General features: G+C 76.8%; 16 protein-coding genes. 8 read left to right on the plus strand and 8 right to left on the minus strand.

The genetic code is table 11. The features are described from left to right. The first annotated feature begins 34 nt into the window (after window positions 1–34). The gene (locus SJY06_RS15540; protein ID WP_380168446.1) at window positions 35–682 is read left to right on the plus strand and encodes a Crp/Fnr family transcriptional regulator; all 648 of its coding nucleotides are present in this window, start codon (window positions 35–37) and stop codon (window positions 680–682) included. Then, window positions 679–3,996 (plus strand): ATP-binding protein, encoded by a 3,318-nt coding sequence (locus SJY06_RS15545; protein WP_380168447.1) that lies wholly within the window; start codon window positions 679–681, stop codon window positions 3,994–3,996. Before SJY06_RS15540 ends, SJY06_RS15545 begins: the two co-directional genes overlap by 4 nt. Here SJY06_RS15545 and SJY06_RS15550 read toward each other — a convergent pair. Then, entirely contained in the window at window positions 3,983–6,736 is a 2,754-nt protein-coding gene (locus SJY06_RS15550) for a hypothetical protein (RefSeq protein WP_380168448.1), read from the minus strand. The two genes, SJY06_RS15545 and SJY06_RS15550, sit on opposite strands and share 14 nt — an antisense overlap. A gap of 114 nt (window positions 6,737–6,850) precedes the next feature. Here SJY06_RS15550 and SJY06_RS15555 point away from each other — a divergent pair, with 114 nt between their 5' ends. From SJY06_RS15555 to SJY06_RS15580, 6 genes are all read left to right on the plus strand, one after another. Further along, window positions 6,851–7,495, plus strand: coding sequence for an ATP-binding cassette domain-containing protein (locus SJY06_RS15555; protein WP_380168449.1), 645 nt, complete (start codon window positions 6,851–6,853; stop codon window positions 7,493–7,495). Next, window positions 7,488–9,035 (plus strand): DUF6297 family protein, encoded by a 1,548-nt coding sequence (locus SJY06_RS15560; protein WP_380168450.1) that lies wholly within the window; start codon window positions 7,488–7,490, stop codon window positions 9,033–9,035. The genes SJY06_RS15555 and SJY06_RS15560 overlap by 8 nt, the downstream gene beginning before the upstream one ends. Window positions 9,036–9,056: 21 nt before the next feature. Then, window positions 9,057–10,478 (plus strand): ribonuclease D, encoded by a 1,422-nt coding sequence (locus SJY06_RS15565; RefSeq protein ID WP_380168451.1) that lies wholly within the window; start codon window positions 9,057–9,059, stop codon window positions 10,476–10,478. A 137-nt stretch (window positions 10,479–10,615) separates the two neighbouring features. Next, window positions 10,616–11,869, plus strand: coding sequence for a thiolase family protein (locus tag SJY06_RS15570; protein WP_380168452.1), 1,254 nt, complete (start codon window positions 10,616–10,618; stop codon window positions 11,867–11,869). Then, window positions 11,866–14,004 carry a 3-hydroxyacyl-CoA dehydrogenase NAD-binding domain-containing protein gene (locus tag SJY06_RS15575; RefSeq protein WP_380168453.1) on the plus strand — a complete coding sequence of 713 codons (2,139 nt, stop codon included), beginning with the start codon at window positions 11,866–11,868 and terminating at the stop codon, window positions 14,002–14,004. Before SJY06_RS15570 ends, SJY06_RS15575 begins: the two co-directional genes overlap by 4 nt. Before the next feature lie 153 nt (window positions 14,005–14,157). After that, the gene (locus SJY06_RS15580) at window positions 14,158–15,033 is read left to right on the plus strand and encodes a hypothetical protein (RefSeq protein WP_380168454.1); all 876 of its coding nucleotides are present in this window, start codon (window positions 14,158–14,160) and stop codon (window positions 15,031–15,033) included. On the opposite strand, the gene dxs is transcribed toward SJY06_RS15580, so the two are convergent. The 7 genes from dxs to SJY06_RS15615 form a co-directional block, all read right to left on the minus strand. Then, window positions 14,959–16,965 carry a 1-deoxy-D-xylulose-5-phosphate synthase gene (dxs, locus tag SJY06_RS15585; protein ID WP_380168455.1) on the minus strand — a complete coding sequence of 669 codons (2,007 nt, stop codon included), beginning with the start codon at window positions 16,963–16,965 and terminating at the stop codon, window positions 14,959–14,961. The genes SJY06_RS15580 and dxs overlap by 75 nt on opposite strands. 267 nt (window positions 16,966–17,232) lie before the next feature. Beyond that, window positions 17,233–17,568 (minus strand): hypothetical protein, encoded by a 336-nt coding sequence (locus SJY06_RS15590; RefSeq protein ID WP_380168456.1) that lies wholly within the window; start codon window positions 17,566–17,568, stop codon window positions 17,233–17,235. A gap of 83 nt (window positions 17,569–17,651) precedes the next feature. Further along, entirely contained in the window at window positions 17,652–18,329 is a 678-nt protein-coding gene (gene rpe / locus SJY06_RS15595; protein WP_380168457.1) for a ribulose-phosphate 3-epimerase, read from the minus strand. Window positions 18,330–18,377: 48 nt separating this feature from the next. Continuing rightward, entirely contained in the window at window positions 18,378–19,982 is a 1,605-nt protein-coding gene (locus SJY06_RS15600; protein ID WP_380168458.1) for an RsmB/NOP family class I SAM-dependent RNA methyltransferase, read from the minus strand. Continuing rightward, entirely contained in the window at window positions 19,975–20,943 is a 969-nt protein-coding gene (gene fmt, locus SJY06_RS15605; RefSeq protein ID WP_380168459.1) for a methionyl-tRNA formyltransferase, read from the minus strand. The genes SJY06_RS15600 and fmt overlap by 8 nt, the downstream gene beginning before the upstream one ends. Further along, the gene (gene def / locus SJY06_RS15610) at window positions 20,944–21,489 is read right to left on the minus strand and encodes a peptide deformylase (RefSeq protein ID WP_380168460.1); all 546 of its coding nucleotides are present in this window, start codon (window positions 21,487–21,489) and stop codon (window positions 20,944–20,946) included. A 97-nt stretch (window positions 21,490–21,586) separates the two neighbouring features. Then, window positions 21,587–22,603, minus strand: a complete 1,017-nt coding sequence (locus SJY06_RS15615) for a YhcG family protein (RefSeq protein WP_380168461.1) — start codon at window positions 22,601–22,603, stop codon at window positions 21,587–21,589. Between the last annotated feature and the right edge of the window lie 35 nt (window positions 22,604–22,638).

Below are 22,638 nucleotides of genomic sequence, written 5' to 3' on the forward strand. Positions count from 1 at the left end.
TCGGCGGAGGCCGCGCGGGGCTAGAGTCAGCAGCGTGCCGCAGGACCCGTTCTCGGGGCTCGCCGACGACGAGCGCACCGCCGTGCTGGCCCGGATGCGGCCGCGGTCCTACGCCGCGGGCACGCTGGTCTTCCTCGAGGGGCAGGCCGGTGACGGGCTGCACGTCATGACCTCCGGGCACGTGATGGTGCGGCGCAGCACCGACGACGGCGACCTGGTCTCGCTCACGGTGCTGGGCGCCGGGGACTCCTTCGGGGAGCTGGCCCTGCTCGCACCGCACGCGCGGCGCACCGCCGACGTCGTCGCCCTGGACGAGGTCACCACCCTCGTGCTGATGCGCAAGGACCTCGACCTGCTGCGCGCCCGCTACCCGCGCCTGGACCGGGGGCTGCTGCTCGTGCTCGTCACGCAGGTGGAGCGCCTCAGCGAGCAGGTGCTGCAGGCCCTGCACACCCCCGTCGAGCAGCGTGTCGTGCAGACCCTGCTGCGCCTGGCCGGGCTGTACGCCAGCGGCGACGGGCCCGTCACCATCCCGATCCGGCAGGAGGACATCGCCTCCATGGCCGGCACCAGCCGCCCCACCGTCAACCGGCTGGCGCGGCGGCTGGAGGTCGAGGGCGTCCTGCGGCTTGGTCGCGGCCGGACCGTGGTCCTCGACCGCGACCGCCTGGCCCGCTCGTGAGCGCCGGCTGCGGCACCTGCCACGCGCCCCTGGCGCCCGCGGCGAGGTTCTGCAGCCACTGCGGTGCCGCCGTCGGCGACCCCCCGCGGGGCGCCGAGCGCCGCCGGGTCAGCGTCGTGTTCGCCGACCTGTCCGGTTTCACCGCCCTGACCGAGGCGCACGACCCCGAGGACGTCCGCACCGCGGTGGAGGAGTTCTTCGCCCTGGCCCGCGACGCCGTCGAGCGCTGGGGCGGTCGGATCGACCAGTTCGCCGGCGACGGGGTCATGGCGGTGTTCGGGGACCGGGTCGCGCACGAGGACGACGCCGAGCGCGCCGCACGTGCCGCCCTGGCCGTGCGTGACGCCGCACCCACGGTCCAGGTGCTGCGCGACGGTCGGCCCGCCCCGGGCGCCCCGGTGCTGTCGGCGCACGTGGGGGTCGCGACCGGGACGACGGTCACCGCGGCCGTCACCGCCGCCAGCGGCGTGACCTCGCCGATGGGGGACGCCGTCAACGTGGCCGCGCGGCTGCAGGCCGACGCCGATGACGGGCAGGTGCTGTGCTGCGGTACCACGGCCCGGCTGCTGCCCGCCCACGTGGCGCGGACGCCGCTGGGTCAGCGCCGGCTGCGGGGCCGGGCGGGCCCGGTCGAGGTGTTCGCCCTCGGCGGGGCGGCCGCGGCGTCGGCGACCGCCCCCGCGCGCCGCAGCGCGCTGGTCGGGCGCCGGCACGAGCTGGCGGACCTGCGGGCGGCGTGGCGCCGGCTGCACGACGGCGACGGCGGTGACGCCGTGCTCGTCGTCGCGGAGGCCGGCGCCGGCAAGACCCGGCTGCTGGAGGAGCTGCGGGGGCTGGTGGTCGCCGACCGGCCGGACGTGCAGTGGTGGGAGGGGCGCACCGAGGCGCTGGGGGCGACGGCGGCCCACGCCCCGCTTCGGCAGGTGGTGGCGGCCGCCGCGGGGGTCGACGACACGGCGGACGAGGAGGCCGTCCGGCGGCGGCTGCGACTCCTCGTGGACGACCTGGACCTGGGCCGGGAGGACGTGCTGGGCCCGCTGCAGCGGCTGCTGGCCGCGCCGGACGCCGAGGAGGAGGCGCAGGACCGCGAGGGGTTCCGCCGCCGGCTGCCGCTGGCGCTGGAGCGGCTGCTGCTGACGGCGGCCCGGCGGGCGCCGGTGGTGCTGTGCCTGCAGGACCTGCACCGCGCGGACCCGTCGACCACGCAGCTGCTGACCGCGCTGGTCCCCCGGCTGCGCCGCGACGTGCTGGTGGTGGCCAACGCCCGACCGGCCCCGCCCGCCGCGAGCGGCAACGGCCCGGGCACCGTCGTCCTGGCGGGGGCGCGGACCATGGCGCTGTCGGACCTCGACGAGCACGACGTGGCCCGGCTGGTGGCCTCCCGCCTGGGCGGGGACGTCGACCCCGACCTGGTGCGCCTGGTCCACGCCCGCAGCGGCGGCAACCCGTTCTTCGCCGAGGAGGTGCTCAACCGGCTGCTGGACCAGGTCGGCCTGGTGAACGGGCCCCAGGGCTGGACCCGCTCGGACCCGCGGGCCGGTGACGGGGTGCCCGACACGGTCGAGGGCGTCATCGCCGCCCGGCTCGACCTGCTGCCCCCGGACGCCCGCCGCTGCCTGCAGCAGGCCGCGGTGCTGGGCCGCGAGGTCACCACGGCCGACCTGCTCGGCCTAGGCACCACGGTGACCGCCCCCGACGACGCCGCCGCCGCCGACGGCCCCCCCGCGCCCGGACCGGCCCCGGTCGAGACCGCGGTCGAGACCGTGGTCCAGGCCGTGGCGGACCTGCCGGGCGCGCTGGCCGTGCTGGTGGCGGCCGACCTGCTGCAGCCGGCGGGACCCGCCCGGTTCCGGTTCAAGCACGTGCTCACCCAGGAGGTCGCCCGCTCCGGGCTGAGCCGGCCCCGGCGACGGGCGCTGCACCTGGCCGCGGCCCGGACGCTCGCGGCCCGTCCCGGTGGCCGCCGGGCGGAGCTGGCCGAGCGGCTGGGCCAGCACTACCGCGAGGCCGGCGAGGTGGAGCCGGCGGTGGTGCACCTGTCGGAGGCCGCGGCGGGCGCGCTGGACCGCTACGCCGTGGCCGAGGCCGACGCCCTGTACGCCGAGGCGTACCGGCTGCTGCTGGCCGACGGCGACGCCGCCCGGCGGGTCCGGCTGCTGGGGCCGCTGCTGGTCCGCTGGGCGCTGGTCCACTACTACCGGGGGTCCTGGCACCAGGCGACGGAGCTGCTGGTGCGCCACGACGACGACCTGCGGGCCTGCCCCGACCCGGCGGTACGGGGCCTGTCGCTGGCCTGGCGCGGGTTCTCCGCCGCCATCGCCCGCTCGGCCGTGGACGAGGCGGTGGCGCTGCTGGACGAGGCGGTGGCGACGGGCCGGGCGACCGACGACGCCGAGCTGCTGGCCACGGCGGCGACCTGGCGCGCCTGGGCCCTGTTCCTGGCCGGCCGGCACGCCGAGGCGGTGGCGGACGCCCGGACCGTGCGGCAGGTCGCGGACCGGCTCACCGACCCGCGCTTCCCGCTGGTCAAGTCCGCCGGCGCCCGCGGCCTGGCCCACATCGGCCTGGGCGAGGTCGAGCAGGCCCGGCAGGTGGCGGACTGGCTGGTCGACACCGGCAGCCGGACCGGCAGCACCCGCGCCACGTCGATGGGCCTGTGCGTACGGAGCCTGGCCGCCCTGGTGGCCGGGGAGGCCGATGTGGCCGCGGACACCGGCGCGCAGGCGGTGGCGGCGGCCACCGACCCGATCTACACCGACATGGCCCGGCTCATGGCCGTGCACGGCATGGTCGCGGCGGGCCGGCTCGAGCAGGCCGGGGCCGTGCACGCGGACATGGTCGCCTCGTGCACCGCGCTGCGCCTCGACGGGCTGCTGCTGGCCGTGGCGTCGGCCGACGGCGTGCTGCGGCTGCAGCAGGGCCGGCTCGGTGAGGGCATGCGCCTGCTGGAGGGCGCCATCACCCGGGCCGACGCCGACGGCAGCCGGTTCCTGGCCTGCCTGGCCCGGGTGTACCGGGCTGCCGTGCACGCCCGGGTGGCCACGGGCGCCGCGGCCGTGCCGGTCCGGGCCGTGCTGCGCAACCCCGGCTTCGTGGCCCGTCACGCGTTGCCCGCCCGGCGCCGGGCCGCCACGGAGCTGACGGACCTGCTGGCGACCCTGCCCGAGCGCGGCGGTGCCGGGCTGCGCGGGCTGGTGCACATCGAGCTGGTCGCACTGCTGCGCCAGCGAGGTGAGGCCGTGCGGGCCGACGAGCTCGACCGCGGTGACCCGCTGCTACCCGGCCGGGGGACCTCGACCATCACGGGTACCTGACGTCGATGCCGCCGGTGACACCGTTCTCCATCGGCTCGTAGCGCACGATCGCGCCCGCGTCGTCGAGCACCCGCCGCATCCGGAAGGTCATCCGCCAGTCCACGGGCACGGTGTCGCTCGTGACCCGTGGCTGGTCCGGGAAGCAGTGCGGTGGCCCCGACAACGTGCTCGTGCTCACGCTCTTCCCCCGCACCTGCGCCTGCAGCCACGAGGTGCCGTCGGCGAAGTCGCTGATCCAGAAGCTGTCCGCGGTCGCCGACATCCGGACCGACGAGACCCCGGAGCAGGACCCTTTGGTCATCGACCGGTCGTCGGTCACCGTCCACTCCGCCCGACCCCGGTAACCGTTGGACGCGTCCACGTCGATCCGCCGGGTCTGGCTCCCGGTCCAGACGGTCGTGCCGGAGGCGTCGGTCCGGGATCCGCTGGAGGGCGCCGTCTGGACGACGGAGCCGGCGTACCGGTGGAAGGTCGGCTCCGGCTCCGGCTCCGGCTTCGGCTCCTCCTCCTCCTCGTCCTCGTCCTCGGCGGGGGTCACGGTGATGGTGCGGGTGACGGTCGGCGAGGTCGTGCCGTCCCGGCTCGCGACGGCGCGCAGGGTGACCGTCGCCGGCTCGGACAGACCCTCGGTGCTGGTCCAGGCCGCGCAGGCCACGCCGTTGTCGACCGTGGTCGCCTGAGCCGAGGCGGGGCTGCCGGGGCCGTCGAAGGTGAGGTCGACGGTGGCCCCGGCGACCGCGTCGTCCACCTCGTCGGTCACGGTGACGCAGACGTCGAGCGCGGCCCCGGACTCGACGGTGCCGGGCAGCGTCGGGAACAGGACGGCCGTCAGGGCCGGCTCGGGCCGCAGGTCCAGGGTGAACGACGTCCGCGTGGCGCGCTCCAGGTCGGTGGGGTCCGGCAGGCCCGGGGGCACGGCGCCGGGCAGGGCGCGCGCCAGGTCGACGTGCAGGCCCACCTGGGGGGTCCGCGCGTCCTCGTCTGCCCCGCGGTCGATGGTCAGCGTCCGCCGCCCGACCGCGTCGGTGACGCCGTCCAGCTGCTCCTGCCCGGCGACGGTGCCACCGGTCACGACCGCCCCGTAGGCGAACGGGCCCAGGTCGATGCGCTGCGGCGTTGCACCGACGTCGCCCCCCTGGGCGACGACCTCCAGGCGCGCGGCGAAGGTCACCTCGACGAAGCGGTCGTCCGCGTCGACGTGCTCCGGGGCGTCCAGCTGTTGCACGACCGCCCGCAGGCAGAAGGGCCGGTGCGCGGGTCCCGACGCCCCCGGGGAGAGGACGGCCGCCATGGCCGGCGACGGGTCCTCCCCCAGGTCCTGCAGAGCGGCGAGCAGCGTGAGAGGCACCCTGACCCAGTCCCGGATGTCGGAGGCCAGCGCGGTGCAGGTCGGCAGCAGGTACCGGTCGCCGAGGGCCACGGTGGCCTCCCGCAGCGACGTGAACGAGGCCGTGCGCTGCGCCGTCAGGCCCTCGTCGTCGAGCAGACCGAGGCACTGCACCATCTCCTCCCACTGCGAGGCGCGGCGACCGGCGTCGCCGAGCTCGTCGACGCTGTCGGCCGCGGCGACGAACGGGGCCACGGCCCCGTCGTGCCAGGCGTGCATGGTGGCGACCAGGGACGCCGTCACCGTGGCCGGGTCGGCCCCGGCCCCCAGCTGCTGGACGTAGGCGCCGACCAGCAGCTTGTACTGGTTGGCCTCCGGGTGGCTGGTGCTCACCGACGGGCAGCCGACGATGCCGGGGGTCCCCACCCCCGCCCCCGAGAAGTGCGGCACGTCGACGCGGGCCGCGCCGCCCGGGCCGCGCCGCCACGGGACCGGCGTGGCGGCCGACGGGTCGTCCTGCCAGCGCACGGCGACAAGGGGTTGGGTGGTGCCGCCGCCGGGCACCCGCAGGTCCAACGTGGCCGGCCGGTCGAACTGCAGCCCGCTCGGCTGCAGGTCCACCCCGACCAGGGCCCGGCCCAGCAGGTCGGAGGACGTGAAGCCGGTCGTGGCGGTCAGGGTGATCCGCACCGGCTCGGCCAGGGCGCCCGCGGGGACCGTGAGCACGGCGGCGTCACGACCCTCCGGGGCCAGGCGCACCGTCCCGCCGGCGGCGCCCACCACGGCGGACCCCGTCACGGGGCGGGCCGGGGCGGTCGAGGTCGGCGCCGCCGACGGCGTCGTCGGCGCGGCCGTGGGGGACGTGGGGGGCCGCACCGGGTTGGTGGGCCGTGCGGTCGGCCGGGAGGTCGCGGTGGACCTCGCGGACGGCGCCGGTTCGGGGGACGCCGACGGCCGGGGAGACTCCGTCGGCCGGGTGGACGCCGACGGCCGGGTGGACGCCGTGGGCCGGGTGGACGCCGACGGCCGGGCGGACGCCGACGGCCGGGTGGACGCGCCCACCGGGGTCACGCGCCCCGGGGCCCCGTCCGCCCCGTCCGCCCCGTCCGCCCCGACCGCCCCGTCCGCCCCGTCCGCCCCGTCCGGGGTGCCCGGTCCACCGTCGTGGTCACCTCCGGCGATGGCCGGACCCGCCGGGTCGTCCGGCTGCCCCGCGGCGGCCGGAACGACCCGCACGTCGTCCGCGCCCGCCAGCCAGACCAGGGCCGACGCGGTGAGGGCGACGGCCAGGACCGCGGCCAGCAGCCCCCTCAGCCGTGGCGTCCCCGGCAGCCTGCGGCCCCGACCAGGGGCTGGTGTCGTCGTGGCGTCCATGTCGACCTCCTCCGTGGGCACCGGGTCGGCCGGGGCCACGAGGTGATCGTCGGCACGCGGGCGCCACAGTTCCGTCGCCGGCGCGACACAACGCGGACCCGGTCGGTGCCCACGGTCCGGCGGCCCCGCGGCGGCCCGTCGTAGGGTCGGGACGTGACGGAGGGCGGGGAGCCGGGCCACGGGCTGCGGGTGCGGGGCCTGTGCCGTCGTTACGACCAGGTCGACGTGCTCCGCGACTGGGACCTGGACGTGGCTCCCGGGCAGGTCGTGGTGCTGGTCGGCGGCAACGGCGCCGGAAAGTCCACCGCGCTGCGGTGCGTGGTCGGGGCGGACCGGCCGGACGCGGGCGAGGTCGAGCTCGACGGCCGTCCTCTCGAGGACCGCTCCCCCGCCTCGCGCCGGGCGGTTGCCTCGTCCCTGGACGACGCCGACCTGCTGGACGACCTGACCGTGCGCGAGCACCTCGACCTGCTGGCGCGGGCGCACGGCGTGCCCCACCCGGACGGTGAGGTCGACGCGGCCCTGGCCGGGCTCGACCTGGCCGACCTCGCCGACCGGCTGCCCGCGACGCTGAGCTCGGGCCAACGACGCCGGGTCCTGCTGGCCGCGACGGCCGTGCGCCCCTGCCGGCTGCTGGTGCTCGACGAGCCCGAGCAGCGGCTCGACGCCGCGGGGCTTCGCTGGCTGCGACAGCGGCTGCGGACCGTGGCCGGGCGGGGCGCGGCCGTGCTGGTGGCCAGCCACGAGCCCGGTCTGGCGGCCGACGTCGGCGGCCGGGAGGTGCGTCTGGGTGCCTGAGGCCCCCGGGACGGGCCGCGGCCCCGACGCCGACGCCGCTAACGCCGACGACGCCGACGACGCGGCCCGGCGGCTCCTCCGGGTGCGGCGCGAGGCGGCCCGTCGCCGCCGGCCGTCCTGGCGGGAGCGGCTGACCGGCTGGTACCTCGGCCTGCTGACGGTCGCGGTGGTGGGCGCCATGGCCGTCGCCGCCCTGCTGCACGTGGGCGCGGGCGTGACGTGCACGGCCCCGGCGCCCTGCCTGACCCCATCGGCGCGACCGCTGCTCGCCGCCGGTCTGGCCGTGCTGGCGCTGGGGGCGCTCCTGCTCGCCGGGCGACGCCTGGGCCCGGTGAGCGCCTCACCCGGCGAGGTGACCTGGCTGCTGTCGTCCCCCGCGGCCCGGGGCCGGCTGCTGCGGCCGGCGCTGCTGCGGGTCCTGCTCGTCGGTGCCGTCCCGGGCGCTGCGGCCGGGACGGTGGTCGCACTGGTCGGCGCCGGTCCCACCGGGCCCGGTGGGGCGCCGGCCGCGGCCGCGTCGGTGCTGGCAGTCGCCGCAGCGGCCGGGGCCGCGGTCGCCGTCGCGGCGCTGTCGGCGCTGGTCCTGCGCCAGGCGGCGGCTCCCGGCCCGCGAGCCCGGTCCGGCCGGGACCAGCAGCACCTCGGCCGGTCGGTCGTCGCCGTCGGGGCGGCTGCGTGCGCCGTGGCCGTGCTGCTGCCCGGGGCCCTGCCGGCGACCGGCCTGTCCGCCGCCACCGCCGCGCTTCCGTTGCTGGGCCCGGGGTTGCTCGCGGCGGCCGCCCTGGCCGTCGCGGCGGTCCGCGCGCTGGACCGGCTCCCCGTGACGGCGCTCACCGCGGGGGCCTCGGCGCGCCACGACGTGAGCGGTGCCTGGCGCCGTCTGGACACCGACGCCCTGCTGCTGGACGGCGGGAATCCCACGACCTCCCGACGCCCGTCGCGGTTGGCGCGCACCGGTGGGGTGTGGTCGGCGCTGGTGGTCGTCGGGGCCCTCGGGGCGACCGCACGACCCGAACGCCTGCTCGACGCCCTGGTCTGGCTCGTGCTCCCCCTGGTCGTCGCGTCGCTGCTCGGCCCGTCGGTCGGTGCCGCCGCAGCCACCGCCGCGGCCCTCGTGCTCGGCTCGCGCCTGGCCGGACCGCTGCGGCGCACGACCCGCTCCACCGCCCTGACGCGGGCGCTGCCGCCCGACGGCCGGGCCGCCCGGGCCGCGCTGCTGGTGGCCCCGACGGCCCTGCTGGGGCTGTGGGCCCTGCTGGCCGTGCCCGTCCTGGGCCAGCCCTGGTGGGCGGCGCCCGTCGTCGCGCTGGCCGCGGCCGCCGGGACCGTCCGGGCGGCGTCGCCCGCGCCCGGCCTGGCCGGTGCCGTGGTGATGACCGAGGCCGGACCCATGGCGCTGGGCACCGTCGGCGACCCGCTGCGCGGCGCCGACGCGGCCGCGCTGGCGGTGCTGCCGCTGCTGCTCGGGGCGCCGGCCTGGGCCGTCCTCGCCGCCCCGGCCGCGCTGCTGGTCCTGCTGCTCCGCACCGGGCCCCGCTGAGGCCTCCCCTACTGTGTCGGGGTGCCCGACCCTCTCGCCGACCCGTTCCAGGTGCCCGAGCCCGCCTCCGCGCAGCCGGGGCCCGCAGCCGACGGGGCCGCACCGGCGACGGACCGGGCGCCGTCCAGCGAGCCCGCGGAGGCCGTGGCGGCCGACGGCACGCCGGAACCGGCCGAGCCGGCCGCGGTCCCGGTGCTGAGCGCCCCGCGGGACGGCACCCCCGACGTGATCACCACCCAGGAGGCGCTCGACGCCGCCCTCGCCCACCTGCGCGAGGCCGTGGGCCCCGTGGCCGTCGACGCCGAGCGCGCCTCCGGCTACCGGTACGGCCAGTCCGCCTACCTGGTGCAGCTGCGCCGCGCCGACGGCCCCATCGTCCTGCTCGACCCCGTGGCCAAGCTCGACCTGACCGGGCTGGCGGAGGTGCTGGACGGGCCCGAGTGGGTGCTGCACGCCGCCTCGCAGGACCTGCCGTGCCTGGCCGAGCTCGGGCTGCGTCCCCGCACGGTGTTCGACACCGAGCTGGGCGCGCGCCTGGCCGGGCTGCCCCGGGTCGGCCTGGCCGCGGTCACCGAGCACTACCTGGGCATCGGCCTGGCCAAGGAGCACTCGGCCGTCGACTGGTCGACCCGCCCCATGCCGACCACCTGGCTCACCTACGCGGCACTGGACGTCGAGCTGCTGCTGGACGTGCGCGACGCCCTGGCCGCCGACCTCGAGCAGCAGGGCAAGCTCGACTGGGCCCACGAGGAGTTCGCGGCCGTGGCCGCGGCCGGGCCCCCCGCCCCCAAGGTCGACCCGTGGCGCCGGACGTCGGGGGTGCACAAGCTGCGCTCACGACGCGCGCAGGCCGTGGTCCGCTCCCTCTGGTACGCCCGCGAGGAGCAGGCCCGTCGCCGCGACGTGTCCCCCGGCCGGGTGCTGCCCGACGCCGCGGTGGTCAACGCGGCCACGCAGCAGCCCCGCACCACGGCCGCGCTGGCCGCCCTACCCGTGTTCTCCGGCCCGGCCAACCGCCGGCTGGGCCGCTACTGGCTGGACGCCATCGACACGGCCATGGCGCTGCCGGAGTCGGAGCTGCCGGGCCCGCCGCCGCGCAGCGACGGCCCGCCGCCGGTCCGGGCCTGGGCCGACCGCGACCCGGTCGCCGCGGCCCGGCTGGCCCGGGTCCGCACGGCCCTGGCCCGGCTCGCCGAGCAGCACACCCTGCCGCTGGAGAACCTGCTCACCCCCGACACCGCCCGCCGGCTGGCCTGGGACCCTCCCGGCACCACCGCCGACGACGTGGCCGGGTTCCTGCGGGCGCGCGGCGCCCGCGCCTGGCAGGTGTCGCTCACCGCCCCCGTGCTGGCCGACGCGCTGGTCCGGGCCGCCGCGAACCAGGCCGGCACCTCCCCCGAGGCCCCCGGCAGCGACGGGGCCCCGGAGGCCGACGCCTCCTAGGGGACGACCGCACCCGGGGCCGACGGGGTGACGGCTCGCGCGTGGTCGCCGCCGTGGTTGCCCGGTAGTTACTGAGGAGTAACATAGGTCGGGACGCCCGTGAGGACGCGGGTGCCCAGACCGAACCGGGAGGCTCCGTGCCCACCACCGTCAGAGATGTCGTCTTCGTCGACGGCGTCCGCACCCCCTTCGGCAAGGCCGGGGACAAGGGGATGTACGCCCAGACCCGCGCGGACGACATGGTCGTGCGCTGCATCCGCGGCCTGCTCGAGCGCAACCCCTCGCTGCCGCCGGCGCGGATCGACGAGGTCGCGGTCGCGGCCACCACCCAGACCGGTGACCAGGGCCTGACCATCGGCCGCACCGCCGCGCTGCTCGCCGGCCTGCCGAAGTCGGTGCCGGGCTTCGCGATCGACCGGATGTGCGCCGGCGCCATGACGGCCGTCACGACCACCGCGTCCGGCATCGGCTTCGGCGCCTACGACGTCGCCGTGGCCGGCGGCGTCGAGCACATGGGCCACCACCCGATGGGCTCCGGCGTCGACCCCAACCCGCGCTTCGTCGCCGAGCAGATCGTCGACCCGTCGGCGCTGGTCATGGGCGCGACCGCCGAGAACCTCCACGACCGGTTCCCGCACATCACCAAGGAGCGGGCCGACGCCTACGCCGTGGCGAGTCAGACCAAGCTGGCCGCCGCCTACGAGGCCGGCAAGGTGCAGCAGGGCCTGGTCACCATGGCCACCCGCCACGCGGAGCGCGGCTGGGGCCTGGCCACGGCCGACGAGCCGCCGCGCCCCGGCACCACCGTCGAGGACCTCGCGTCCCTCAAGACCCCCTTCCGCCCCCACGGCCGCGTGACGGCGGGCAACGCCGCCGGCCTCAACGACGGCGCCACCGCGTGCCTCATGGCCGAGGCGGGTACGGCCCGCGAGCTGGGCCTGACCGCCCGGATGCGCCTGGTCGGCTACGCCTTCGCCGGCGTCGACCCGTCGGTGATGGGCGTCGGCCCGGTGCCCGCGACCGAGAAGGCGCTGAAGCGCGCGGGCCTCACGATCGACGACATCGGTCTCTTCGAGATCAACGAGGCCTTCGCCGTGCAGGTGCTGGCGTTCCTCGACCACTTCGGCATCGCCGACGACGACCCCCGCGTCAACCCGTGGGGCGGCGCCATCGCCGTCGGTCACCCGCTGGCGTCCTCCGGGGTGCGGCTGATGAGCCAGCTCGCCGACCACTTCGAGGCCCACCCCGAGGTCCGCTACGGCCTGACGACCATGTGCATCGGCATCGGCATGGGCGGCACCGTCGTCTGGGAGAACCCGCACCACGCCGACGCCGGCGACTGGGCCCGTCCCGCCACCACCACCGACCCCCAGGAGGGCGACGCCGCGTGAGCACCTCGACCGAGACCCGGTACGACCGGGACGAGATGACCACCCTGTTCGCCGACGAGGTCGTGACCAGCACCCACGTCCAGCTCGTCCCGCTGGTCGACGGCGGCCACCTGGCCCTGCTGACCCTGGACAACGGCCACGACCACACCAAGCCCACGACGTTCGGCCCGGCCGGGCTGTTCGGCATCGGTGACGCGCTCGACTCCCTGGCCGAGGGCATCGGCTCCGGCCAGGTGCGTGGCGTCGCGCTGACGGGCAAACCGTTCATCTTCGCCGTCGGGGCCGACCTCAAGGGCACCGGCCAGGTCGTCGCCCGCGAGCAGGCGCTCGCCGTGGCCCGCCTCGGCCACGACGTGTTCCGCCGGTTCGGCGAGCTGGGCGTGCCCACGTTCGCCTTCGTCAACGGCGCGGTCATGGGCGGCGGGCTGGAGATCGCCCTGCACTGCACCCACCGCACCATCTCCTCCGGGGTGCCCGCCGTGGCCCTGCCCGAGTGCTTCCTCGGCCTGGTCCCCGGCTGGGGCGGCACGTACCTGCTGCCGCGCCTGATCGGCGTGCCCGGCGCGCTGACGGTGATGGTCGACAACGCCCTCAACCAGAACCGGATGCTCAGCGGGCCCAAGGCGTTCGGCCTCGGCATCGCCGACGTCATGTTCGAACCGGCCGACTTCCTCGAGCGGTCGATCGCCTGGGCCGCCGACGTCATCGCCGGCCGGGTCGCGGTGGAGCGCACCGACCACACCGCCGACGCCGCCACGTGGGACGGCGCCGTCGCGGCCGCCCGCGCCGGGGTGGAGGCCCGCCTCGGGGGTGCCGCCCCGGCCGCCCCGCGGGCCATCGACCTGGTCGAGGCCGCCCGGACGAACGACCGGGACGCCGGGTTCGCCGCCGAGGACGAGGCCCTGGCCGACCTCATCGTGTCGCCGCAGTTCCGGGCCGGGATGTACGCCTTCGACCTGGTCCAGCGCCGCGCCAAGCGTCCGGTGGGGGTGCCCGACAAGGCCCTCGCCCGCCCGGTCGGCTCCGTCGGGGTGGTCGGCGCCGGCCTGATGGCCTCGCAGCTGGCGCTGCTGTTCGTCCGCCGGCTCAAGGTGCCCGTGGTCATGACGGACCTCGACCAGGGCCGCGCCGACGCCGGCGTCGCCCGCGTCCACGGCGAGCTCGACACCCTGGCGGGCAAGGGCCGGATCGGCCCCGACGAGGTCAACCGGCTCAAGGCGCTGGTGACCGCCGGCACCGACCACGCGGTCTTCGCCGGCTGCGACCTGGTCATCGAGGCCGTCTTCGAGGAGATGCAGGTCAAGAAGGACGTGCTGGCCAGCCTGGAGCGGGTCGTGCGCCCCGACTGCGTGCTGGCCACCAACACCTCGAGCCTGTCCGTGGCCGAGATGGCCGCCGACCTGCAGCACCCCGAGCGGATGGTGGGGTTTCACTTCTTCAACCCGGTGGCGGTCATGCCGCTGGTGGAGATCGCCCGGGCCCCCCGGACCGACGACGCGACGGTCGCCACGGCCTTCGCCGTCGGCAAGCAGCTCAAGAAGTCGTGCGTGCCGGTGCAGGACGCACCCGCGTTCGTCGTCAACCGGCTGCTGATCCGGATGCTGTCCGAGGCGTTCGCGGCCGTGGACGAGGGCACCCCGCCCGACGTCGTCGACGCCGCGTTCCGCCCCCTGGGTCTGCCGATGTCACCGCTGGTGCTGCTGCAGCTGGTCGGCCCGGCCGTCGCCCTGCACGTGCTCGAGAGCCTGCACGAGGCCTTCCCCGACCGGTTCACCGTGTCGACCACGCTGCAGCAGGTCGTCGAGGCGAAGCAGCCGGGCATCTGGTCGTGGGACGAGCGCGGGAAGCCCTTCCTGGCCGAGGAGACCCTGGCCCTGCTGCCCACCGGTGGCACGCCCAGCACCCCCGACCAGGTCCGCGAGCGGGCCCTGTCCGCCCTGGCGCAGGAGGCCGGGCTGCTGCTGGCCGACGGTGTGGTCGCCGACCCGCGCGACATCGACCTGTGCATGATCACGGGGGCCGGCTGGCCGTTCCACCTGGGCGGGCTGCTGCCCCTGCTGGACCGTGACGGCTACAGCGAGCGGGCCGTCGGGCGTCGCTTCCTGCCCGCCGGGGCGGCGAGCCTGCCCGCCTGAGCACTCGGGCCGCGTCGCCGACGCCGGTCGCCGCAGCACGCTCCGTGCACCAGGGAGCACCTGCGGTGACCGGCGTCGGTGCATCCGGGTGATGTGCCCGCCGGCCGGCCCCGGCGGGTTTGTCCCCGTCGGACGAGCGGGGAGGCTGAGGGCGTGACCGACACCGCCGCCACCCGCCGCACCCGGGCGGAGCTGCGGCAGGCCGTGCTCGCGCTGGCCGTGCTGGACGACGTCGACCTGGAGCCCCGGGACGACGGCGTGGTGCTGGCCGCGGGCGGCGAGCTCGGCTGGGACGACGTGGCCGCCGCGCTCGGCCCGTGGGCGGCGCTGCCGGACCACCCCGTCACCCGGCGCCGGCTGCGGCTGGCCACCGAGGTCGTGGGGGTGCTCGCGGTCGGCGGCCCCGACGCGCTGCTGGGCACCTGCCACGCGCACGGCGAGCCGGTGGCGACCGCGGCCATGGGGTGCGGGCCGGACTGGGTGCGCGAGGCCGTCCCCGGGGACGTCCTGGCGCTCGGGCTGGGCGTCAGCGACCTGGCCGGGGTCGCCGGCCCGCACCCGCTGCCCCCGATGCCGGGTCTGCTCGGTGCGCTCGGGCCCCGCCTGCAGGTGCGCTGGGTCGAGGTCCGCGAGGACCTGGAGCGGCTCGGCGGGCTGGTGCAGGAGCGGCTGCTGCGGGACCAGCGCGAGGGCCGCCCGCTGGTGCTGCGCCCGACGGGGACGGCCGACGTCGTCACGCTGCTGGGCAGCCGGAGGCTGCGCACGTCGCTGGCCGAGGGGGACGGGACCGGCATGCGCGCCGTCGCCGTCCCGGTCCGCGACCGCGGCTGGTTCGACCTGGCCCGGATCGACCCCGCCTACATCGGCGCGGCCTGGACGGCCAGCGAGCCCCTGGAGCGGGCGTTCGACCGTCCCGTGCTGGTCACCGCCGACGCGGTGAGCGCGCCCGTGGTCTCAGGTGACGTCCTCGCCGGTGTCCTCGCCGACCCGGCCGGACAGAGCCTGGACCGGCACCTCCGGCGTCGCTGAGCCGTCGCCGGCCGCGTCGGTCCCGCTGACCGCGCCCGTGCGGGTGGCCACCTCCACGACCCGGCGGGCCACGTCCTGCGGCGTCAGGCCGCTGCGGGCCAGCACGTCGGCGCGGGACATGTGGTCGAAGAACTCCTGCGACAGGCCGAACCCGACGACCGTGGCGTCCACGTCGGCGTCGGCCAGGGCCTGGCGCACCGCCGCGGCGACACCACCCACGCGGCCGCCGTCCTCGACCACGGCCACGACGCGGTGGCTGCGGGCCAGGTCGACCAGCGAGGCGTCGACCGGCTTGACCCAGCGCGGGTCCACGACCGTGCAGTCCAGCCCGTGCGCGGCCAGCCGCTCGGCCACCTCCAGGCACAGCGGGGCCATGGCGCCGACGCTGACCAGCAGCACCTCGGGGGCCTCGCCGCGCGGGGTGCGCAGCACGTCGGTCTGGCCGTGGCGGGCCAGCGCGGGCACGTCGGCCGCGACCGCGCCCTTGGGGAAGCGGACCACCGTCGGGGCGTGGTCGACGTCCAGGGCCTCGCGCAGCTCGGCGCGCAGGGTCGGCTCGTCGCGGGGCGCGGCCAGGCGCAGCCCGGGCACCAGCTGCAGCACCGACATGTCCCACATGCCGTTGTGGCTGGCCCCGTCGTCACCGGTCGCCCCGGCGCGGTCGAGCACGAAGGTCACGCCCGCCTTGTGCAGGGCGACGTCCATCAGCACCTGGTCGAAGGCCCGGTTGAGGAACGTCGCGTACACGGCCATCACCGGGTGCAGGCCGGCCAGGGCCATGCCGGCGGCGCTGGTGGCACCGTGCTGCTCGGCGATGCCGACGTCGACGATGCGGTCGGGGTGCGCCTCGGCGAACGGCTTGAGCCCGACGGGGATGAGCATGGCGGCGGTGATGCCGACCACGTCCTGCCGCTCCCGGCCGACGGCCACCATCTCGTCGGCGAACGCGGCCGTCCACGACGGCTTGGCCTCGCTGAGCGCGCGGCCCGTCAGGGGGTCCATGGCGCCGATGCCGTGGAAGCGGTCGGCGTCGTCGGCCTCGGCCAGCTCGTAGCCGCGGCCCTTCTGGGTGATCACGTGCACGATCACCGGACCGCCGAAGCGCTTGGCCCGCTCCAGGGCACGCTCGACGGCGACCCGGTCGTGACCGTCGACCGGACCGACGTACTTGAGGCCCAGGTCGCTGAACATGCCCTGCGGCGACATGTAGTCCTTGACCGCGGCCTTGGTCGCGTGCAAAGCGCTGTACAGCCAGCGCCCGAGCCGGCCGCGCCGGGTCAGGCTGTCCCGGCCCCAGTGCAGCACCCGCTCGTACCGGCGGTCGGTGCGCAGGCCCTCCAGGTGGGTGGCCAGGCCGCCGATCGTCGGGGAGTAGGACCGGCCGTTGTCGTTGACCACGACCACCACGGGCCGCTCGGGGTCGTGGGCGATGTTGTTCAGCGCCTCCCACGACATGCCCCCGGTCAGGGCGCCGTCCCCCACGACCGCCACGGCGTGACGGTCACGCACCCCCTGCACCTGGAAGGCGCGGGCGATGCCGTCCGCCCAGGACAGGGCCGTGGAGGCGTGGGAGTTCTCGACCACGTCGTGCTCGGACTCGGCCCGGCTGGGGTAGCCGGAAAGCCCGCCCCGGCGGCGGAGCATCGAGAAGTCCTGCCGCCCGGTCAGCAGCTTGTGCACGTAGGCCTGGTGGCCGGTGTCGAAGACGATCCGGTCGCGCGGGGAGTCGAAGACCCGGTGCAGCGCCAGGGTCAGCTCGACGACGCCCAGGTTCGGCCCCAGGTGCCCGCCGGTGGCGGTGACCGAACGGATCAGGTGCTCGCGGATCTCACCGGTCAGGGTGTCCAGGTCGTGCTCGTCCAGGGCGCGCAGGTCGGCGGGGCAGGTCACCCGCGGCAGCACCCGGGCAGGGCCCACCGTGGCCTGGGGCACACCCGGCACAGCTGCGGCGGGTGGCACGGGGACCTCGGCGTCGGTCGAACCGGCCTGGTCGTTCCTGTCCGTGATGATCACTCCCTCGCCTACGGCGGGCGTGGCGCCCGGCCGACGAGACCTCGTCGGGTCGTCGGTCGCTCCACGATACGTGGCCCCCGGCCCGCCTGCTCCCCGCGACCTCGGTGCGCCGGGGACCTGCACACGATCTCCACGCCGGTCCCGAGGTCATAGCGCGAGGTCAGAGCCCGACCTCACAGCCCGACGTCAGAGCCGCGGCACCCAGCGGCTGCCCTGCAGCGCCCCGGCGAGCAGCTCGCAGCCGCGGGCGGCGGCCCGCAGCCGGGTGCCCTCGCTGTGCAGCACCTCCAGCACCTCCTCGACCGTGCCGGTGGACACGCCCTGCGCGCGCAGCTCGGCGCGGCCCTGCGCCAGGGCCACCGTGCTGGCCTCCAGCTGGGCGCCGACGTGCCGGCTGGCCAGCCAGGCCAGCACGGGCGGGTGCTTGAGCAGCACCGGGTGCTCGCGGTACTCCGGCGGGCAGACGTCCAGCAGCCAGCCGACCGCCCGGTCCACGAACCCGGGGGTCCCGGGCGGCGGCACCACCCGAGGCCACCCGGGCGGGACCCGTCCGGAGGCCGAGCGGGTGTGCTCCGACCGCGCCCCGCGCGGACCCTCGTGGCCGCTCACGGGGCCGGCGGGTGCGCGTGGGCGGCCGCCAGCTCCCGCAGCCGGCCCACCGCCGCCGCCGCGTCGTCGGCGCCGTAGACGGCCGAGCCGGCGACGAAGACGTCGGCCCCGGCCTCGGCGCAGCGGCCGATGGTGTCCTCGGACACGCCGCCGTCGACCTGGACCCGGACCTCGAGCCCGGCGGCGTCGACCGCCCGCCGCACCCGGCGCATCTTGGGCAGGACGACGTCGAGGAACTGCTGGCCGCCGAACCCGGGCTCGACCGACATCACCAGCACCATGTCGAACTCCGGCAGCAGGTCCTCGTAGGCCTCGAACCCGGTCCCGGGCCGCAGCGCGAGCCCGGCGCGGGCCCCGGCCGCCCGAAGCTCGCGGGCCGTGCGCACGGGGGCGTCGGAGGCCTCGGCGTGGATGGTGACGCCGTGCGCGCCGGCCTCGGCGTAGTCGACGGCCCACCGGTCCACGTCGGTGATCATCAGGTGGCAGTCGATCGGCACGGGGCTCACGGCGGCCAGCGCCTTCACCACGGGCAGCCCGAGGGTCAGGTTGGGCACGAAGTGGCCGTCCATGACGTCCACGTGGGCCCAGTCGGCGTCGGCGATCCGGTGCAGCTCGTCGGCCAGCCGGGCGAAGTCGGCGCTGAGGATGCTGGGGGCGATCAGGGGTGCGGCCACAGGCCGCAGACTACGACCGGTCCCCGACGCGCCGCCGCCCGCCGGGGGTCAGCGGCGCCGCAGCAGGGCCAGGAACATGCCGTCGGTGCCGTGGGCGTGGGGCCACAGCTGCACCGACGTGCCGGCGGCGGCGCCGGTCACCGGACGACCCACGGCCGCGTCGAGGACCTCGGCCGTGGGCAGCAGCTCGACCTCGACGCCCTGCTTGCGCGCGGCGCGGACGGCGTCCTCGACCACCACGGTGGTCTCGGCCAGGTGCGGGGAGCAGGTGACGTAGGCGACGACCCCGCCGGGACGCGCCGCCTGCAGGCCCGAGGCCAGCAGCGACCGCTGCAGCTGGGCCAGCCCGGCCAGGTCACCCGGTGTGCGGCGCCAGCGGGCCTCGGGCCGCCGGCGCAGCGCCCCGAGCCCGGTGCAGGGGGCGTCCACCAGCACCCGGTCGTAGCCGCCGGGCTCGTCCTCGCCGACCTCGCGGCCGTCACCGGTGCGGACCTGCCACACCCGCTCGGCCCCGCGGACGGCCTGCTCGACCAGCCGGGTCCGGTGCTCGGCCAGCTCCACGGCCACGCCGGTGGCGCCGTCCCGCATCGCCAGCGCCGACAGCAGGGACGACTTGCCACCGGGGCCGGCGCAGAGGTCGAGCCACCGCTCCCCCGACCGGCCGGGGTCCGGCTCGCGGACGTCGCGCGGCTCGTCGTCGTCCAGGCCGGCCCCGACCAGGGCGGCCGCGACCAGCTGGCTGCCCTCGTCCTGCACCCGGGCCCGGGAGTCGCGGACGGCACGCAGACCGCCCGGCGAGCCGGCCGCCATGGTCACGGCGAAGGGCGACCAGGCGCCGGCCGAGCCGCCGTCGGCCAGCAGGTCGGCGACCTCGATCAACCCCGGACGGGCCAGCAGGCTGACGTCCGCGGGGGCGTTGTCGGCGGCCAGCAGGTCCTCGAGCTCCTCGGCGGCGCGGCCGTGGCCGACCAGGGCCTGGCGCAGCGCCCGCACGATCCACTGCGGGTGGGAGTGGCGGGTGGCCAGCGTGGCGTCGCGGTCCTCGCCGTCGGCCGGGGCGATCTCGTCCAGCCAGCCGGCCAGGTCCTTGTCGGTGATCTTGCGCAGGCAGGCGTTGACCAGCCCGGATGAACCGATGCCGAGCTCCTGCCGGGCCAGCCCCACGGTGGAGGCCACCGCGGCGTGGTCGGGCACCCGCATGCTCAGCAGCTGGTGGGCACCGAGACGGAGCACGTCCAGCGTGGGCGGGTCGAGCTTGTCGAGGGGCCGGTCCACCACCCGGGCCAGGACCTGGTCGTACAGGCCCTGAAGCCGCAAGGTGCCGTAGGTGAGCTCGGTGGCGAAGGCCGCGTCACGGCCCACCAGCCCCTCCCGGCTCAGGGCGCCGGGCAGGACCAGGTTGGCGTACGCGTCGTCCTGACCCACCTGGCGCAGCACGCGGAAGGCCACGGTGCGCGGGGCGTCGGAGCCCCGCAGCCGCTCCCGCGCGGGGGCGCGGCCGGCCCGGTCGGGACCGCCGCCGTCGCGGCGGGGGCCCGGGGGGCCGCCGCGCCGGGGTGCGCCGGTGCCGTCGGGACGCCCCCGGTCGGGACGCCCCCGGTCGGGGCGGTCGGGGCGCTCGGATCGGTCGGGTCGGTCGGGGCGCTCAGGCATGGGGGTCCTCGTCGGTGGTCGTGGCTGCGGGCTCCCCCAGGACGGTCTCCGGGCCCGGACGGGCCCCGCGGGCCCAGTCCCCCGCCGGCATGGCCCGCTTGCCCTCCGGCTGGACGGTGCTCAGCCGCACCGGGACCGTGCCGGTCCCGACCAGCACCTCGCCGTCGGCGACCCGGACCCGCCCCGGCGCCAGCGGCTCGGCCGTCGCCTCGACCGGGACCACCGGGCCGAGCTTGAGCCGGCGTCCCTGCAGCGTGGTCCACGCGCCCGGCGCCGGCGTGCAGCCCCGGACCAGGCGGTCGACCGCGACCGCCGGCCGGGTCAGGTCGACGCGGGCGTCCTGCACCCCGATCTTGGGCGCCAGGCTGGCCCCGTCCGCAGGCTGCGGCACCGGCTCGACGGCGCCGTCCTCGAGCGCGTCCACCACCTGCACCAGCAGCTGGGCCCCGGCGGTGGCCAGCCGGTCGAGCACGTCACCGGCGGTGTCGTCGGGGCGCAGCCGCTCGGTCATCGTGGCCAGCACCGGGCCGGTGTCCATGCCCTCGTCCAGCCGGAACACGGTGACGCCGCTGATGTCGTCCCCGACCATGATGGCGTGCTGGACCGGGGCGGCGCCGCGCCAGGCCGGCAGCAGCGAGAAGTGCAGGTTGACCCAGCCGTGGGTGGGCACGTCCAGCGCCCCCCGCGGCACCAGCGCGCCGTAGGCGACGACGGGCACGCAGTCGGGTCGCAGGTCGGCCAGGGCGGCCTGGAACTCCGGCTCGCGGGGGTGCCGCGGGGCCAGCACGGGGACGCCGTGGGACTCGGCGAGCACCCGGACCGGGCTGGGCCGGGAGCGGCGGCCGCGCCCGGCCGCGGCGTCGGGCCGGGTGACGACGCCGACGACGTCGTGCCGAGAGGCCAGCAGGGCGGCCAGGCTGGGGACCGCGACCTCGGGGGTGCCGGCGAGGACGAGCCTCACTCAGCGCGCCGCACCGAAGGTGGAGTGGGGGCTCACGCGCACGGTCGGCGCCTGCAGCCCGGCCCACTCGGCCTCGCGGATCATCCGCATGGCCTGCTTCTTCTGCTCGCGGTCCAGCCGGTCGATGAACAGGATCCCGTCCAGGTGGTCCGTCTCGTGCTGCACGGCCCGGGCCAGCAGCGCCGAGCCCTCGACCGTGACGGGCTCGCCGTGCATGCTCCAGCCCTTGGCCACGACCCGCATGGCGCGGGGGGTGTCGGCGTAGATGCCGGGGAAGGACAGGCAGCCCTCCTCGCCCTCCTGCATCTCGTCGGACAGGTCCAGCGACGGGTTGACCAGGTGGCCGAGCTCGTCGTCGACGTACCAGGTGAACACCCGCAGCCCGACCCCGATCTGGGGCGCCGCGAGCCCGGCGCCGGGCGCCTCGAGCATGGTGTCCTCGAGGTCCTTGACCAGCTGCCGGAGCTCCTTGTCGAACGTGGTGACCTCGACCGCGGGGGTCCGCAGCACGGGGTCGCCGAAGAGCCGGATGTTCTTGAGCGCCATGGCGTCCAGTGTAGGAGCGCCACGACCCCGCCCCCGTCGCCTGCCGTCGTGACGCGACCGCACCGAGGCCTCGGACCTCGTCGCGCCGTGCCCGGGCTCACGCCTCGCCGAGAAGGGCAGCGGACAGCTCGGTCGTACTGGGCACGATGTCCCGGACCGGCTGTGGCAGGGCCTCGTAGGACGCGACGGCCATGGGAGCCGTGCTGCCGGCCAACGAGTACCTGACCACCCGGTCGTTCCGCCCCCCGCACAGCAGGATGCCCACGGTCTCGGCGTGCTGGGCCGGCCGACGCAGGTTGTCCTCGACCCAGGCGACGTAGAAGCCGAGCTGTCCGGCGTGCTGCGGCGCGAACGTGCCGGTCTTGAGCTCGACCACGACGAACCGGGACTGAGCCCAGTTGAAGAACAGCAGGTCGATGTGGAAGTCGTCGCCGTCCACCTCGAAGTGCCACTGCCGCCCGACGAACGCGAAGCCGTGGCCGAGCTCGAGCAGGAACGCCTGCAACCGGTCCATCAAGGCCGTCTCGAGCTCACGCTCCCCGGCCCGGCCGGCCAGGTCCAGGAAGTCGAAGACGTACGGGTCCCGGAGCATCTGCTGGGCCAGGTCGGTGTCCGCGGCGGGCAGCCGGTCCTCGAAGTTGGAGGGAGCCGCACCGGCCCGCTGGTGCAACCGAGCCTTGATCTGGTGCGCGAGGACATCACGCGACCAGCCGTGCTGCACGGCCGCTGCGGCGTACCAGTCCCGCTCCCGGGGCCCGTCGATCTTGTCGAGCAGCACCGTCACATGGCCCCACGGCAGTAGTGCAACGCCCTGCTGCACTTTCTCCAGGTCCTCGTACTCCGCGGCCAGGCTGCGCATGTAGAACAGGTTCCGACGCGACAGCCCTCGCATCCCCGGGAACTCGACCCTCAGATCGACCGAGAGCCGCTCGACGACCTTGCTCCCCCATCCCTCCTCGACGCGCCGGTCGAGGATCAACCGGCCGAGCCGCCAGTAGAGGGACACCAGCTCGGTGCTGGCGGCCCGGGTCGCCCGGATGCGGGAGGTGCGGACCTCGGACTTCACCTGCTCCAGCAGGTCCCCGTAGCCGGCAGGGAAGACTTCGTCACGCATGTCCTGACGGTACGAGGACGGGTGGACACAACCGA

This window comes from Jannaschia sp. R86511 (assembly GCF_042466345.1).
In the GTDB taxonomy this organism is placed as follows: Bacteria; Actinomycetota; Actinomycetes; order Actinomycetales; family JBBAYJ01; genus Aquipuribacter.

Coding starts and splice junctions, on each gene's coding strand:
- def (WP_380168460.1), bottom strand. CDS start 21,489: ATGGCGCTCAAGAACATCCGGCTCTTCGGCGACCCCGTGCTGCGGACC.
- SJY06_RS15615 (WP_380168461.1), bottom strand. CDS start 22,603: ATGCGTGACGAAGTCTTCCCTGCCGGCTACGGGGACCTGCTGGAGCAG.
- SJY06_RS15600 (WP_380168458.1), bottom strand. CDS start 19,982: ATGCCTGAGCGCCCCGACCGACCCGACCGATCCGAGCGCCCCGACCGC.